Genomic DNA, 15,591 nt, shown 5'->3' with positions numbered 1-15,591 from the left:
TGTATACTAGGGGAGAGAGAAAACGAGGTTGAATAGGGAGGGTCCCGGGATTATGCAGCAAGTGTTTTTGTATTTACATGTGCTCGGCGCCATAATGATGGGCTTTTATCTCCTGTTGCCGTTTTTGGCGATGCGGGTGGAGGCGCTGCAATCGGGAACGGCGCAGTTCGGTTTTTTGAATGTGTTGTTTGCCGCCAACCGAGCAGGGCAGCTGGCGCTCGTGATCACATTTTTGTCCGGCGGTTATCTGGTCAGCAAGGCGCCCTATTCGGTGCTGTGGATGGTGCTGGCTATCGTTCTGTTCCTCGCGATCGGGGCGCTGACAGGCATTCTCGGCAGCAAAATGCGCAAGTCGCTGCAAGATCCGGCAGGCGGCAATATCAAGGCTCACATCGGTTCTATCAAGTCGCTTAGCGTGATCAACGGCATCATCTTCTTTATTGTCGTTACGCTGATGAAGTTCCCATTTTAGTTCAGGTTAGAGTATAAAAAGGTCGGGATAACAACCCCGGCCTTTTTTGCGTATCTTTATTCGCTGGAAGTGACGGACAACGGGTTTATTCTTCCGACGGAGGGAGCAGTCGCTCCATGCCGTTCATGTACGGGCGCAGCGCCGGCGGAATCCGGATCGAGCCGTCCTCGGCCTGATGATTTTCCAGCAGCGGAATTAGGATTCTCGGCGAAGCGACGGCCGTATTGTTGAGCGTATGGCAGTAGCGCAGCTTGCCGTCCGAATCGCGATACCGAATGTTCGAACGGCGCGCCTGGAAGTCGAGCAGATGGGACGACGAATGGGTTTCGCCGTAGGCTTGGCGGCTCGGCATCCAAGTTTCGATGTCGTACTGCTTATACGTTTTTTGTGACATATCGCCGGTGCAGACGGCCATCACCCGGTAGGGCAGCTCCAGAAGCTGCACAAGCTCTTCCGCGTTGCTCGTGATGGCCTCCAGCAGCGGCTCGGACCGGTCAAGCTCGGCTTCGCACACGATAACCTGCTCCACCTTGGAAAATTGATGCACGCGGTATAAGCCTTGCACGTCTTTGCCTGCCGAGCCGACCTCGCTTCGAAAACACGACGAGACGGCGGCAAGCATGAGCGGCTCGCGCACATCGACTACCTCATGGCTGTAATACGAAACAAGCGGCACTTCCGAGGTGCCGACCAGCCATTTGTCCTCGTCCGCGATTCGGTACACCTGCTCTTGCCCGAAGGGGAAGTAGCCCGTATGGGTCAAAGCATCGGCGCGTACAAGCAGCGGAACCTCCAAGAGCGTAAAGCCCCGGCTTAGCAGCAGATCCACCGCAAGCTGCTGTACGGCGCGGTGCAGCAGGGCTCCGGGGCCCCGCAGGTAATAGTTGCGGGTTCCGGCTGTCTTGACGCCGCGCGGGATGTCGATCATCCGGTGAAGCTCCCCAAGGGCTACGTGATCTTTCGGCTCGAAAGCGAACGCTGGCGGCGATCCGTTTCGCCGAATTTCAATATTGTCGGCATCCGAACGTCCGACGGGCATGTCGAGAGAAACGACGTTCGGGATGCGCAGCATCAACTGATCGAACTGCTGCTGCGCCTCGGCCAGCTCCGGTTCGGTCTCCGCCAAGCGGCTACCCAGATCCTTCACGTTGCGTTTCAACGGCTCGGCTTCTTCATGGCCTCCCGAACGGACGAGTGTGCCGATCTCCTCCGACAGCTTGTTTCGGGCATGGCGCAGCTTCTCGGTCTCTTGAAGCAGAGTGCGTTTCTTCTCGTCCCAGGCGAGCAGCTCGGCGACGGAAACGGCGATTCCTTTTTGATCGGCGACTGTTTGTACCCTCTCGTGATTTTGGCGAATCCAGTGAATGTCCAGCATTGTGATACCGCTCCTTTTTGTGGAAAATGACAAAAAGCGCCCTCGATCCTTTTGGGACGAGAAGCGCTTGTCTCGCGGTGCCACCCAACTTGACCGGACAGCATGGCGGTCCGATCCGCTTTGGTTCCGCGCTAACGGGCGGGCCCGGTTCACTTGAGGGACGGTATCGGTCCCTTTAACAAGAACGCCTCCGAGTTGGATGCTCTTCATAGGCAAATGGTCAGTCATTCAATTTGTTGTAGTATAGCTTATTCGGGGAAAGGATTCAAGAGCAGAGCAGCAAAGAAACCGTCAGAACGGGTTCAGGCTGGCTTCGGATTGACCGGTCACTGCCGTTCTTGTACAATCAGGCTAGAGATGCAGGAAAGGGGAATTTACCCGATGGCAGGCACTTTGTAGTGGTTGACGAACCGGATAGCGCACGATCCCGAATGGTTTTACGGGAGAGGTGTGCCTGTCTGTCGCCATTACAGGGACGCTATGGGAACGAGCTCGACACCCGGCACGCGGATACCTTATGGTATCCGCTTTTTTAGTTCAGCCGGGAATGGTTGCATCTCCGGCAGCTCACACTATCGCGTCCCCATCTACATGGAGGGGATCGTATGAACGAGAAAAGACTACAAGGCAAAATCGCCATTGTGACGGGAGTGAGCCGTCGGAGCGGCATCGGAAGCGCCATTGCCCGCGCGCTGGCGGAAGAGGGTGCCGATCTGTTTTTTACCTATTGGCACAAATATGACGAAGCTCAGCCTTACGGAAGCGAGCGGGAGTGGCCGAAGCAGATAGCCGAGGAGCTTGTCGCGCTAGGGGTAAGGACCGCGTCGATGGAGCTGGATTTATCTTACAAAGACTCGGCGATTCGGCTGCTGGATGAAGTGCAGCACCGGCTGGGCACCCCATTAATATTGATCAATAACGCAACACATTGCGAGGAAGTCGGCTTCGAGGCGCTGAATGCAGATATTCTCGATGCGCATCACGCTGTCAATGTTCGCGGCACTTGCATGCTTTCAGTGGAATTTGCCCGCAGGTTAAAAGGCGGGAGCGGCGGACGGATCATTAATCTGGTATCGGGACAAGACAAAGGTCCGATGCCGGGAAATCTGGCCTATGTTGCGACCAAAGGAGCCATCTCGGCGTTTACCGTCTCGCTCGCGGCGGAGCTGGCTCCGCACGGGATCACGGTCAATGCGGTCGATCCCGGACCGACCGATTCAGGATGGATGGACGAAACGCTGAAGCGGACCCTGCTTCCCAAATTTCCGATGGGACGCATCGGACAGCCGGAGGATGCTGCAAGGCTGATCCGTTTTCTGGCCGGCGACGACGCCCGTTGGGTGACGGGACAAATCATTCACTCGGACGGCGGATTTTGGGGCTAGGAGCAGTTGCAGAGAGATTGCGGCTTCGACGAATTGATGATCGTGACGCTGGGGCCCGATTACGAAAGCCGTCTACGTTCGTATGAGCTGCTGGCGAATGCCGTATGGGGAGCTGCGGGAGGCGTCAGCACAGCTTGAACCGTTCGATGTGCTCTCCAAGCCCTTCCTTTTGCAAAATTTCGATCTGCTTCGGTCCGATCAGGTCGTAGTGCGGGAAGCTTTCGCGGTCGTGGATATATCGGGGATTCAGTCCGTTGGCTTCGCACCATGCGCCGAGCCGCTCCATATCCGAGCATCCGACCTTGGTGACCGAATGAAACTGCGGGAAACGCGGGTCGAACCAAAAATGGGTTAAAAAGGCGATCTCCCCGCGCGTAACCGCTTCTTTCCACTGATCGAGTTCTTTTCTTTTAATGCCGAATGCCATAATCCGCTCATCCTTATCGATGATTTCATTTTGTTTTATTATGACGGATGGAACGGTCCACTTCAAATATAAAGGAGAAAGCGGAAATGAAAGAGAGAAAAAGAAGAGATCAGGATTCTGGGCATCGCGCTTTCGGCGAATGCCGTCACGAACGGCTTGAGCGCAGGGCTGCTCGGCTTGTCGCCACTGGCCATCTCGCTGACAGCCGCGCAAGGAAGCTTCATTTCCGTATGGTTCGGCGTTATTATAGGAAGGAAAGTTGCGGGAGTTCGCATCGGGGCCTTCACCTTGGGACAATTCGGCACGTTGATCAGCGGGGTTATCCTTCTGGTGATTGCAGGCAACTCGTTGTTTGGCTAACGGTAGCTGTCCCTCCCAAGCTACTTGTCTTTACTATACTACGGGCAGCGGATACTTGTTATGACAGGAACGGAACGAAAGATAGGAGAAAAGCAGTCTGGCGCTGTTCGCACCGGACTGCTTTTTCGTTAGGGCTATAGTTCGTCGAGCGTCTTCTCCAGGCTCGGGGCCAAATGCTGCAGGAAATAGTCCAGCTCGGGCATGTTCATCGCCTCAATCGATTGTTCGATCTGCTTCTTCGCCATGGTAAATTCGCGGTTGCCGGCGGACAGCTCGGACACGCATTTGAGATAGGCGTCCAGAAGATCGGCCCCCTTGACGTATTGTTTCAGCTCGGGATCGGCATCCTTCTTCGCAACGATCAGCGGGTCGTACACGTGTCGCAGCGGCTCCGGAACCATGTCCAGCAGACGCTCGGCGGCAAGCTGCTCGATCTCGCGGAAGTTGGAGAGTATCTTCGGATTGTGGTGCTTTACCGGCGTCGGAATGTCTCCCGTGAACACCTCCGTCGCGTCGTGAAACAGCGCCATGCTGACGGCGCGCTCCGTCGGCACCTGCTTGCCGTACACTTCGTTGGCGATCGTGCAAAGCACATGAGTCAGAATCGAGACGTGAAAAGAGTGCTCGGCGACGTTTTCCTTCAGCACGTTCCGCATCAGGCTCCAGCGCTCAATATATCGCAGCCGGTACAGATAAGCTAAAAAATGACTTTCCATCCATCATCATCCTAAAGTATGAATTCAGCTTCGGCTTCCTGCGTGCATCCGATCACGGCTTCTTTTATCGATCGTTTGGCGCAAGGCGAAGTTTTGTACATTTGGATTATACACGATTTGTCCCCCGACCGCCTGTTCTAAATCTTCAGTGTGATAAAGATTTTATTGTTTTTCGATGTCAGCGTCCGGCCGTCCGTCGCGGCCAGCGGCATTTCGCTCGTCGTCCGCATCGGGGCGAAGCCCCGCTGTAACGGGCTTTCCTCCCCTTGGGAATAGCGCAAAAACGCGGTGTTGGTCCCCGTTCGAATATGCTATTATAGAGTTATGCGTTTCCATGTTATCAAGTATCGTTTTTGCGAAAAACGAAAGGAGTCTTGTGCCATCATGCAGCATTTTCAAGAGAGCATTTACCAATTGATCGTTGAAACGTCCACGAACCTTCCGGCCGACGTCCGGGAGGCGATTCAGTCCGCCCGCGCCCGGGAGGATGCAGGTACGCGCTCCGCGCTTTCGCTGTCCACGATTGCAGACAACATTCAGATGGCGGAGTGCAACGTGTCGCCGATCTGTCAGGATACGGGAATGCCGACGTTTATCGTTCATTGTCCGGTCGGCGCAAACCAGATCGAGATGAAAAAGCAGATTATCGCCGCTGTTGCCCAAGCGACGAAGGACAGCAAGCTGCGGACGAACTCCGTCGATTCGCTGACCGGCGCGAACAGCGGGGACAACATTGGTCCGGGTACCCCGGTCATCCACTTCGAACAGTGGGAACGGAATGAAATCGAAGCGAAGCTGATCCTCAAGGGCGGCGGCTGTGAAAATAAGAACATTCAATACAGCCTGCCGACCGAGCTCGAAGGCCTCGGCAAAGCGGGCCGCGACCTCGACGGCATCCGCAAATGCATCCTGCATGCGGTGTATCAAGCGCAAGGCCAAGGCTGTAGCGCCGGGTTCATCGGCGTAGGCATCGGCGGCGACCGTACGACCGGCTACGAGCTGGCGAAGCACCAGCTGTTCCGGGCGGCGGACGACGTCAATCCGAACGATGAGCTCCGCAAGCTGGAAGACTATATTATGGATAACGCCAACAAGCTCGGCATCGGAACGATGGGCTTCGGCGGTCAAGTGACGCTGCTCGGCTGCAAGGTCGGCGTCATGAACCGGCTGCCCGCAAGCTTCTTCGTCTCCGTCGCGTACAACTGCTGGGCGTTCCGCAGACAAGGCGTGCTGCTTGATCCGGCAACGGGCGCGATCACGAAGTGGGCCTACCGCAAGGGCGAAGAGCTGCCGATGCAGAAGGACGAGCCGGCCGCCGCGTCCGGGTCGGACGAGCGCCGCGAAGTCGTGCTGCAGACGCCGATCTCCGAGGAGCAGATTCGTCAGCTCCGCGTCGGCGACGTCGTGATTATCAACGGACTGATGCATACGGGCCGCGACGCGCTGCACAAATATTTGATGGACCACGATTCTCCGGTGGATCTGAACGGCGCGGCGATTTATCACTGCGGACCGGTTATGGCCAAGGATGCGGAAGGGAATTGGGTCGTGAAAGCGGCAGGCCCGACGACCAGCATCCGCGAGGAGCCTTACCAAGGCGACATTATTAAGAAGTTCGGCATTCGCGCAGTCATCGGCAAAGGCGGCATGGGCGCCAAAACGCTCAAAGCGCTGCAAGAGCATGGCGCTGTATACTTGAACGCCATTGGCGGCGCGGCGCAATACTATGCGGAATGCTTTAAGAAAGTGGAAGGCGTCGACTTTATGGAATTCGGCATTCCGGAAGCGATGTGGCATCTCCAAACCGAAGGCTTTGCGGCCATCGTCACCATGGATTCCCACGGCAACAGCCTGCATGCGGACGTCGAGCAGGAATCGCGCGAGAAGTTGGCCCAGTTCAAAGAACCGGTCTTCGTATAAGGCCCGCCATGGGCATGGGTTCATTCGGTATCAGGCTGAGCGTTTGGATGAAAAATATTTGTCCGTCATTGTCCCGGTATCGTTGATACTGGGGCTTCTTTTGTCTCATGATATGAATAGCTGGACGGCGGCGGTACCGCTGTTGTTCGCATACTTGACCTTCGTCATGGCATCATTTTGCTCGGGCTTGTGCTGGCGCTCGTCCCTTTACATAAAATTAACTGGCGCTCCGTAGGCTCAACAAGTACGATATGGAGTAAAAACGTTTGTCGGGACCTTGGCGCCCGCGAAGCTCGCTTGGAGGGAAAACGCACCGTATGAAGATGTTCCGCGCCCGGTTGACCTTGATTTTTATCGCTTTGATCGGCGCTTCCGTGCTGATGGCCGGTTTGTTCATGGCCCGAATGCTGCAGCAATCGTATATCGACTCGCTCAAAACGAATATGGAGCGGGAGCTGCGAATCATCCTCGCGACGATGGATTGGAGCCACCAGGGATCGGAGCCGGAGCTGATGAAGGAGTTCTCGGAGCGGGCCGCCCAACTGAAGCAGTTTGCCGACGCCAGGGTCACGTATATCCGCGGAGACGGCAAGGTGATGGCGGATTCGGATTCCAATCCGGCGGAGATGGAGAATCACCTGCACCGCGAAGAAATCGAAGCTGCGACAAGCTCGGGGAAAGTCGGCTACGCCCAGCGCTACAGCAGCACGATCGGTCAAAACATGCTCTACGTCGCGATTCCCTTGCAGATGGGGGATAAGACCGAAGGCTATCTGCGCCTCGCGATGAGTCTGGCGGAGGTCGAACAGTCGATCCGCAAAGTATGGTACGTTTTGCTCGGCGGGCTGCTGGCGGTGTTCCTGCTGGCCGGTCTGATCAGCTACCGCGTCGCTTACGGCATTACGCGGCCAATCGAGCTGATCACGAGCGTCGCGAAGCAGATTACGGACATGAATTACAAGTACCGCGTCCGGCTCAACAAAAAGGACGAGATCGGGCAACTGGGTCATGCCATCAACCTGATGGCGGACAGTCTGCAGCTGCAGATGAATCGCATTCTGGAGGACGAGAACCGGCTCAAGAGCGTGCTGGAGAACATGATCAGCGGCGTCATGATGATCGACCGGGAAGGCCAGATCGTGCTTCTGAACCGTTCGGCGGAAGACATTCTCGGCTTTTCCGCCCAAGAGCTCCTGGGGAAAAAATTCGATCAGGCCAAGCAGCAGTTTGAGTTTACCCAGTTGATCCAGGAATGTATCGAGGCCCGCGAGCATATCCGGGACGAAATGATTTTCTACTATCCAAGCGAGCGGATTCTGGAGATTAACCTGAGTCCGGTCTCGGATTCGAGCCAGGAATGGATGGGGCTTCTCATCGTACTGCACGATATCACCGCCGTCCGGCGGCTGGAGCGGATGCGCAGCGAATTCGTCGCCAATGTGTCCCACGAGCTGAAAACGCCGATTGCCGCGGTCAAGGGCTTCGCCGAAACACTGCTGGCGGGGGCGCTGAACGATAAAGAGACGGCGCGGTCGTTTCTCCAGATCATATTCGACGAGAGCGAGCGGCTTAACCGGCTGATCGGGGACATACTGGAGCTGTCCAAAATCGAATCGAAGCGCATTCCGCTGCAGTTCTCGCCGGTGCATCTGGAAACGTTCGTCGGTCATTGCGTCAATGTGATGCGGACGGAGGCAGCGAAGAAATCGATCGAGCTGGACATGCAGGTGCCCGAAGACATTTATATGGAAGCGGACGAGGATCGGCTGCGGCAGATTTTGATCAACCTGCTGTCCAACGGCATCAACTATACGCCGGAGGGCGGCAAAGTGAAAGTGAAGGTCGAGCAGTTGCTGGGCGGAACGTCGGAGGCGGCGGACGACAAGGTCCGGTTCACGATTGCCGATACCGGCATCGGCGTTCCGAAGAAGGACCTGCCGCGCATCTTCGAGCGGTTTTATCGGGTGGACAAGGCGCGTTCCCGCAGCTCCGGGGGCACGGGACTCGGGCTGTCGATCGTCAAGCATCTGGTGGAGCTTCACAAGGGAACGATCCGGGTCGAAAGCGAAGTCGGCGTGGGGACGAAGTTCGAGATCGATATGCCGATGATTCACTGAACGCAGGCCGATGGGGCCGAAAAAAGCCATTTGCCGTTTGTCAATAAATATAGGCTATGTTAAGCTTTAGATATTGAATAAATGCCCGGGGGAGTACCATGCCGCAAAAAATTTTAGTTATTGAGGACGAGCCTACACTGGCGAGGCTGTTGTCTTATAATCTTACGCAAGAAGGCTACGAAACCAAAGTGGTCGATCACGGAAGCGACGGATTGCAGGCAGCGCTGCAGCATCAGTTCGATCTCATCGTTCTGGATATTATGCTTCCCGGGATGAACGGCTTTGAGATTTTATCCAAGCTCCGGCAAAAAGGAAACAAAACGCCGGTGATCATCCTGACCGCCCGCAATGCCGAGGAAGAAGTCGTGCAGGGACTCAAATACGGAGCCGACGACTATATTACGAAGCCGTTCGGCGTGGCGGAGCTGTTGGCCCGGGTATCCGCCGTGCTGCGGCGGACGACGGCTGATGACGGCCTGCAGGATAAGCCCGGAAGCGGGGAAAAGGTCATCGCCGCGGGCGACCTGTATATTTATCCGGAAAAATACGAGGTGCTGCTCGGCGGCGAATCGATTCCGCTTCGGCCGAAGGAGTTCGAAGTGCTGCTGTATCTCGTCCAGCGGCCGGGCGTCGTCGTTACGCGGGACGATCTGATGAATATCGTCTGGGGCTTCGACTATATCGGCGGTCAGCGGACGGTGGACGTACATGTCAGTTCCCTCCGCAAAAAGCTGGAGATGAACCAACAGTCGGTGCAGATCGAATCGATTCGCGGCGTCGGCTACAAGCTGGTCACTTCGGCAGGAAAAAAAGGATAGCTTATGCAGCAAGGAGGAGGCAGCAGACATCGCGGCTTCCTTTTCCTTTCTGCGTAAGCGGAGTTTGTGATGTTACCAGATTAGATACATGAATCAGATAGCGGCATTTTTACAGGAACGTCAAGCTTCGTTCGAGCTCTTGACTCATGAACGGCCCATTCGCTCAGCCAAGGAGGGCGCCGAGTATTTCGGGATCGAGCCCGGACAAACCGCACCCGCATTAATCCTGAAGTCGGGCGAACAATATTGGCTGATGATCGTTTCCGGAGATCGGGGGCGGGTGGACTTGGAAGACGTGCCGCACCGGCTAGGCTGTCCCGGTCTGAAAATGGCAAGTCCCCAAGAAGCGGAAAATGTTACAGGGTTTAAGGTGGGTGCCATTCCCTTAGTCGGACTATCGCTGCCTTGCATTATGGACCGGCGTCTTTATCGCTATACGCATATCTATGGAGGAACCGGGGAACTAACTTCGACACTGAAGATCTGCCCTGCGGACGTGGAGAAATGGAATCAAGAGGTCGCTTGGCTCGAATAATGTCGATCGATATCCATTTCCCAGGAAATAGGTCGAAAGGCGGGGTGAATCGATGTCGGATCGAATCAAATGGGGAGTCCTGGGAACGGGACGGATTATAGGCAAAGCCGGGTTGGCGTTAAAAGAAGCGGCAAACGGAATGTGGTACGGAGTAGCCGGAAGGACGGGAGAGAATGGACGTTCTGCCGCTGAGCGTTTCGGTGTGCCTTATTCTTATGAGAGCTATGAGGCCTTATTGCGTGATCCCGAGATCGATGCGGTGTACATTGCGTTACTCAATCACCTGCATAAAGAGTGGGCGGTGAAAGCGTGCGAAGCCGGAAAGCACGTGCTGCTGGAAAAGCCGTTTGCTTTGAGCGGGAGTGAGGCTAAAGCGATTGCCGACGCTGCCCAAAAGCATAATGTGCTGGTTCGGGAAGCTTTTGTATGGAAGTATTACCCCGGTTTCGAGCAGATGCGCGATTGGATCGGGGAAGGCGCGATCGGGCAATGGGCCCGTTTTTACGGGCGCTTTTCGTCTGTGGCCGACGAAGCCAGCAGCCGCTGGCGTAAAGACTGGGGCGGCGGCGCGCTGTACGATATCGGTTGTTATCCGGTCGCTTGGGCGCGGTACTTTACTCGGGAGGAGCCGGTAGCTGCGGATGCCGCTCTGGAGCTGCATCATCTTCATGGCGTGGACCGGCGGTTCGCGGGCACGCTCTATTTTACTCAGGGGCGCACGGCCCAACTGGATGCGGCGCTGGATCTGCCTCATGGCGCCAGCTTCGAGCTATGGGGGACAAAGGGGAAGCTGCAGGTGGAGCTCAGCGTGACCTCGGAGGAGCTGCGGATTCGTTGTCGGCTCGACAGTCGGCGGGAGGAATGGGTCACCGACCGGCTCACGCCGTTTCGCTTGCAGGTGGAGAGCTTCGCGGATGCGGTGCTGCTTCGGAAGCAAGGGCGTTCAGAAGACAGCGACGGAGCCGAAGAAGCTCTCCGCCAAGCGCGGGTTATGGATGCGCTGCTGAAGGCAGCCCGTACCGAGCGCAGAGTGCGCGTACAGGCATCGACCGAATGAGAAGCCCGATACCTAACGAACGAAGCGATGACACAATCGCATATAACGAACGCCAATTCCGAAATATCTTTTTGGTCGTAATTTGTCTATACTAAGGCTTGAGATTACGAATCAAACCGCGATTGACGAAGGAGGCGCCGTCTTCATGTCTAAAGTATACCGGATTGGAATTATCGGCTGCGGGGGAATTGCCAACGGCAAGCATATGCCTGCGCTGAAAAATCAACCTAACGCTGAAATGGTCGCATTTTGCGATATTGTCGAAGAGCGGGCGCAAGAGGCCGCAAGCAAGTTCGGAGCGCCGGGAGCGAAAGTGTACTCGGATTATAAGCAGTTACTGGCCGATACGACGCTCGATATCGTCCATATTTGTACGCCGAACGATTCCCATGCCGACATTACGGTCGACGCTCTGGAATCCGGCAAGCACGTGATGTGCGAGAAGCCGATGGCTAAAACCGTAGCGGACGCCAAACGCATGATGGAAGCGGCGAAGCGGACCGGCAAAAAGCTGACGATCGGCTATCAAAACCGTTTCCGCGCGGACAGCCAATATTTGAAAAAAGTATGCCAGGAAGGCGAGCTCGGCGACATTTATTACGCTAAAGCGCACGCGATCCGCCGCCGTGCCGTGCCGACCTGGGGCGTCTTTCTGGATGAAGAGAAGCAGGGCGGAGGCCCGCTGATCGATATCGGGACGCACGCGCTCGATTTGACGCTGTGGATGATGGACAATTACAAGCCGAAGGCCGTGCTCGGGACCGCGTTTCATAAGCTGTCGAAGAAAGAGAACGCCGCCAACGCTTGGGGCTCTTGGGACCCGGAGAAGTTCACGGTCGAGGATTCCGCGTTCGGCATGATTACGATGCAGAACGGAGCGACGATCGTGCTCGAATCGAGCTGGGCGATCAACCTGCTGCAAACGGGCGAAGCCAAAACGACGCTGTGCGGCACCGAGGGCGGCGCCGACATGTGGGACGGCTTGCGCATTAACGGCGAGAAGCACAGCCGCTTGTTCATGAACGAAATCCAATTGGATGCCAAAGGCGTCGATTTTTACGAAGGCAACGGCGAGAGCCCGGCCGATCTCGAAGCCCGCTTGTGGCTGGAAGCGATCGACAAGGATATCGATCCGGTCGTCACGCCGGAGCAGGCCTGCGTCGTGTCGGAAATTCTCGAAGCGATCTACGAGTCTTCCCGCACCGGCAAAGCCATCTATTTCGAATAAACGTAGGGAGCCCCGACTTCGCATTGGATGCGGAACCGGGGCTTTTCGTATGTCTACCGACTTCTTGGCATCAAACCGGCGATCAGCTTCTTGTTTAAGCGTCAACGCACCTGCCAGTTTCATAGAAACCCTCCTCTCTTTCTTTCTGGATTATCCCCCGAAGGATTTAACTTTTACATTCCGTTTACGTTCCGATGGTTTTTACTTAACAATTGGTTGGTACGATGTTCTAGTAAACAAAAACAAAGGGAGGACATGCTGAAATGTTGAAGCAGCTGTCAAAGAAAGGTTTAAGCTTGGCCATGGTTTCGATCTTAATGTTGGGGGTTCTTTCCGCTTGCGGTACGAAGACAGAACCGGCACCGAATAATGCGGCAGCAGGTGGAGACAAGACGGCAACAACGGGAGACAAAAAAACGACGGAGCAACCGGCTAAGACAGAAGAGATCACCGGCACGGTAACGGCTTCCGGCTCCAGCGCTCTCCTCCCGCTCGTTAAAGCGGCTGCGGAAGAGTTCATGAAGAAAAACGCGAAAGTAACGATCAACCCGACCGCTGGCGGTTCCGGTACAGGTCTTAAAACCGTCGCGGACGGCACGTCCGATATCGGCAACTCCGACATCGAAGCCGGTCCGGAATACAAAGACAAGGGTCTTGTCGACCACATCGTAGCGATTGCGCCTTTTGCCATCATCGTGAATAAAGACGTGACGATCGACAATTTGACGAAAGCTCAAGCAGCGGACATTTTCTCCGGCAAGATCACGAACTGGAAAGAAGTTGGCGGCAAAGATCAAAAAATTACGATCGTTCACCGTCCGGACAGCTCCGGTTCCCGTGCGCTCGTGAAGAAAATCGTTCTGGACGGCAAAGACTTCACGAAAGACGGCGTGACGCAAGAATCCAGCGGCGCTATGGCTACGACCGTTGGTCAAACGACCGGCGCGATCGGTTATGTAGACACGCCTTATGTTAACGATACTTTGAAAGCTCTGAAATTCGAAGGGGTAGCCTTCAGCAAAGACGCGATCAAAGACGGTAAATACCCGCTGTACGGCATCGAGCATATGTACACGAAGGGCGAAGCTAAAGGCGCAGCCAAAGCATTCATCGACTACATCATGAGCCCGGAATTCCAAGACAAAAAAGTCGAGGAGCTCAAATTCCTTCCGGCCAACCTGTTGAAAAAATAATCGTCCAGTCATCCACGAGAGCAGCGGCATAACGTCGCTGCTTTTTTATGTCCACGTCTGCCGATTTGTCGAAACCCGCGCAATTTTTACATTACCTTAACAATTCTCATGTTTTGTTATTACATTCGTACTCTATGATGGTCTTGAGCTAAGGAACACGTGTGGAACTATTCGAACCAGGGGGTAATAGCTGATGAATTCATTTGCCGATCAGCTGACGGAAAGTGTGAAGGAAGAGCGGAAGGAGCATCCGATGAACCGCTGGACGAGAGCGCAAAACAGAAGTGACCAAGTGATGAGATGGATATTTATAGGAAGCGCGTCGCTCGTAACGTTCATCATCTTTTCCGTCATCGTCTTCGTCGGTTGGCAAGGAGTCAAGACCTTTTCGGGGGTGACGCCGGTCGAGTTTTTTTTCTCGACCGACTGGACCCCGTCGCAAAATAAATTCGGCGCGTTCTCGTTTCTGTACAGCACGCTGCTGCTGACCTTCTTGTCGGTGCTTCTGTCGGTGCCTCTTGCGCTGTCGGGTGCGGTCTTTCTAGCTAAAATTGCGCCGAAGTGGGTGCGTGAAATTGTTCGTCCGGCCACCGACTTGTTCGTCGGGATTCCATCGGTCGTCTACGGCTTGATCGGTCTTACGGTGATCGTTCCGTTTCTCGCGAAGTTCAATGAGGGCTTCGGGTACGGGATTTTGCCGGCGGCCATCATCCTGGCGATCATGATTCTGCCGACGATCCTATCTATCTCCGAGGACGCGATCCGTGCACTGCCCGGCCGCTTGGAAGAGGCTTCGCTTGCGCTCGGCGCAACGCGCTGGCAGACGATTTGGCGCGTGCTGATCCCTGCGGCCCGGCCCGGCATTCTGACCGGGATCATTCTTGGGATGGGACGAGCGATCGGAGAAACGATGGCCGTGTTCATGGTCATCGGCAACTCGCCGCAAATGCCGGACTCGCTGCTCAGCTCGGCGACGGTGCTGACGACGGCGATCGTGAAGGACATGGGGAACACCCATTACGGCAGCACGTGGAACAACGCTTTGTTCCTGATGGCGCTTGTGCTGCTTCTCGTCTCACTGGCCATGATCCTGATCATCCGCATTGTTGCAAAGAGGAGTGAAGTGAAATGACGAGCAAAACGACCGACCGGATCGCCACGCTCTATTTTTGGGCAACGGGCGCTGTTATTATTGTGATTCTGGGCTGGTTTTTATTCCGGATCTTAGGCGACGGACTGCCGATGCTGAACTGGAATTTCATCACCGGCAAGCCCTCGGAGATTATGGCCGGCGGCGGCGTAGGCCCGCAGCTGTTCAACTCCTTCTATATTTTGTTCTTGTCGCTGCTGTTCTCGCTGCCGATCGGTATCGGCGCCGGCGTGTATTTGGCGATTTATGCGAAGAAGAACCGGTTTACGGACATCGTGCGCGTCTCCGTTGAAGCCTTGTCTTCCGTGCCGTCGATCGTCTTCGGCTTGTTCGGCTTCCTGTTGTTCGTCAACTGGATGGGTCTGAAATTTTCGATCATCGGCGGGGCGATCACCCTGTCGCTGCTCAATCTGCCCGTGCTTGTGCGGGTGACGGAAGAAGCGATCCGCTCCGTTCCGGAATCGTATTGGGAGGCGTCGCTTGCGCTCGGCTCGACCCGCTGGCAGGCGATCCGCAAGGTGCTGCTCCCGGCTTCGCTGCCGAGCTTAATTACGGGGATTACGCTTGTCGCGGGCCGCGCCCTCGGGGAATCGGCCATTCTAATCTATACCGCGGGGCTGTCGGTATCGCGCTTCTTCCCGGACTTCAATCCGCTCAGCATGGGCGAGACGCTGTCCGTTCATCTGTGGTACGTCCAATCCGAAGCGATCGTGCCGGACGCCAAAAACATTGCCAAAGGCTCCGCCGCGTTGCTGCTAATCGTCGTGCTGCTCTTTAACCTGTTCATCGGTATTCCAAGCCGTATGCTGCAGAAAAAATTGTCCGGAGGGAAATGACT

General features: G+C 55.6%; 15 protein-coding genes and 1 pseudogene. 13 read left to right on the top strand and 3 right to left on the bottom strand.

The features are described from left to right. The first annotated feature begins 52 nt into the window (after window positions 1-52). Entirely contained in the window at window positions 53-472 is a 420-nt protein-coding gene (locus NLX71_RS02645; RefSeq protein ID WP_254361940.1) for a hypothetical protein, read from the top strand. A gap of 85 nt (window positions 473-557) precedes the next feature. Here the strand turns inward: NLX71_RS02645 and serS are convergent, their stop codons facing one another. Then, complete coding sequence (gene serS, locus NLX71_RS02640) at window positions 558-1,847, bottom strand: serine--tRNA ligase (protein WP_254361939.1); 1,290 nt, start codon at window positions 1,845-1,847, stop codon at window positions 558-560. Window positions 1,848-2,452: 605 nt separating this feature from the next. Between serS and NLX71_RS02635 the strand changes: the two genes are divergently transcribed. Together NLX71_RS02635 and NLX71_RS26500 are read left to right on the top strand one after the other, a co-directional pair. After that, entirely contained in the window at window positions 2,453-3,232 is a 780-nt protein-coding gene (locus NLX71_RS02635) for an SDR family oxidoreductase (protein ID WP_254361938.1), read from the top strand. Window positions 3,233-3,238: 6 nt separating this feature from the next. After that, window positions 3,239-3,370 carry a hypothetical protein gene (locus tag NLX71_RS26500; protein ID WP_302058043.1) on the top strand — a complete coding sequence of 44 codons (132 nt, stop codon included), beginning with the start codon at window positions 3,239-3,241 and terminating at the stop codon, window positions 3,368-3,370. Here NLX71_RS26500 and NLX71_RS02630 read toward each other — a convergent pair. Further along, window positions 3,357-3,659 carry a hypothetical protein gene (locus tag NLX71_RS02630; protein WP_254361937.1) on the bottom strand — a complete coding sequence of 101 codons (303 nt, stop codon included), beginning with the start codon at window positions 3,657-3,659 and terminating at the stop codon, window positions 3,357-3,359. The genes NLX71_RS26500 and NLX71_RS02630 overlap by 14 nt on opposite strands. A gap of 105 nt (window positions 3,660-3,764) precedes the next feature. On the opposite strand from NLX71_RS02630, the pseudogene NLX71_RS02625 reads away from it, so the two are divergent. Continuing rightward, window positions 3,765-4,019 (top strand): annotated as a pseudogene (locus tag NLX71_RS02625) (sporulation membrane protein YtaF); the annotation flags it as partial. 134 nt (window positions 4,020-4,153) lie between these two features. Here the strand turns inward: NLX71_RS02625 and yfbR are convergent. Then, window positions 4,154-4,735, bottom strand: coding sequence for a 5'-deoxynucleotidase (gene yfbR / locus NLX71_RS02620; RefSeq protein ID WP_254361936.1), 582 nt, complete (start codon window positions 4,733-4,735; stop codon window positions 4,154-4,156). A 384-nt stretch (window positions 4,736-5,119) separates the two neighbouring features. Here yfbR and NLX71_RS02615 point away from each other — a divergent pair, with 384 nt between their 5' ends. The 9 genes from NLX71_RS02615 (at window position 5,120) to pstA (ending at window position 15,589) form a co-directional block, all read left to right on the top strand. Then, the gene (locus NLX71_RS02615; RefSeq protein WP_254361935.1) at window positions 5,120-6,655 is read left to right on the top strand and encodes a fumarate hydratase; all 1,536 of its coding nucleotides are present in this window, start codon (window positions 5,120-5,122) and stop codon (window positions 6,653-6,655) included. A gap of 317 nt (window positions 6,656-6,972) precedes the next feature. Continuing rightward, window positions 6,973-8,772 carry a two-component system histidine kinase PnpS gene (gene pnpS / locus NLX71_RS02610; RefSeq protein ID WP_254361934.1) on the top strand — a complete coding sequence of 600 codons (1,800 nt, stop codon included), beginning with the start codon at window positions 6,973-6,975 and terminating at the stop codon, window positions 8,770-8,772. A 98-nt stretch (window positions 8,773-8,870) separates the two neighbouring features. Then, window positions 8,871-9,590, top strand: coding sequence for a response regulator transcription factor (locus NLX71_RS02605; RefSeq protein ID WP_254361933.1), 720 nt, complete (start codon window positions 8,871-8,873; stop codon window positions 9,588-9,590). Window positions 9,591-9,678: 88 nt separating this feature from the next. Beyond that, window positions 9,679-10,125: an aminoacyl-tRNA deacylase gene (locus NLX71_RS02600; RefSeq protein WP_254361932.1), complete on the top strand. Its 447-nt coding sequence runs from the start codon at window positions 9,679-9,681 to the stop codon at window positions 10,123-10,125. Between the two features lie 52 nt (window positions 10,126-10,177). Further along, window positions 10,178-11,182 carry a Gfo/Idh/MocA family protein gene (locus NLX71_RS02595; protein ID WP_254361931.1) on the top strand — a complete coding sequence of 335 codons (1,005 nt, stop codon included), beginning with the start codon at window positions 10,178-10,180 and terminating at the stop codon, window positions 11,180-11,182. Window positions 11,183-11,327: 145 nt separating this feature from the next. After that, complete coding sequence (locus tag NLX71_RS02590) at window positions 11,328-12,410, top strand: Gfo/Idh/MocA family protein (RefSeq protein ID WP_254361930.1); 1,083 nt, start codon at window positions 11,328-11,330, stop codon at window positions 12,408-12,410. Window positions 12,411-12,673: 263 nt separating this feature from the next. Further along, the gene (locus tag NLX71_RS02585; protein ID WP_254361929.1) at window positions 12,674-13,603 is read left to right on the top strand and encodes a phosphate ABC transporter substrate-binding protein; all 930 of its coding nucleotides are present in this window, start codon (window positions 12,674-12,676) and stop codon (window positions 13,601-13,603) included. A gap of 193 nt (window positions 13,604-13,796) precedes the next feature. Beyond that, window positions 13,797-14,735: a phosphate ABC transporter permease subunit PstC gene (pstC, locus tag NLX71_RS02580; RefSeq protein WP_254361928.1), complete on the top strand. Its 939-nt coding sequence runs from the start codon at window positions 13,797-13,799 to the stop codon at window positions 14,733-14,735. Next, window positions 14,732-15,589, top strand: a complete 858-nt coding sequence (gene pstA / locus NLX71_RS02575) for a phosphate ABC transporter permease PstA (protein WP_254361927.1) — start codon at window positions 14,732-14,734, stop codon at window positions 15,587-15,589. The genes pstC and pstA overlap by 4 nt, the downstream gene beginning before the upstream one ends. Window positions 15,590-15,591: the final 2 nt, after the last annotated feature.

Origin of the sequence: Paenibacillus sp. MZ04-78.2 (genome assembly GCF_024213375.1) — a bacterium.
Classification (GTDB): domain Bacteria; phylum Bacillota; class Bacilli; order Paenibacillales; family NBRC-103111; genus Paenibacillus_G.
The sequence above is the reverse complement of the archived record's forward strand: the minus strand, read 5'-3'. Positions and strand labels throughout refer to the sequence as shown.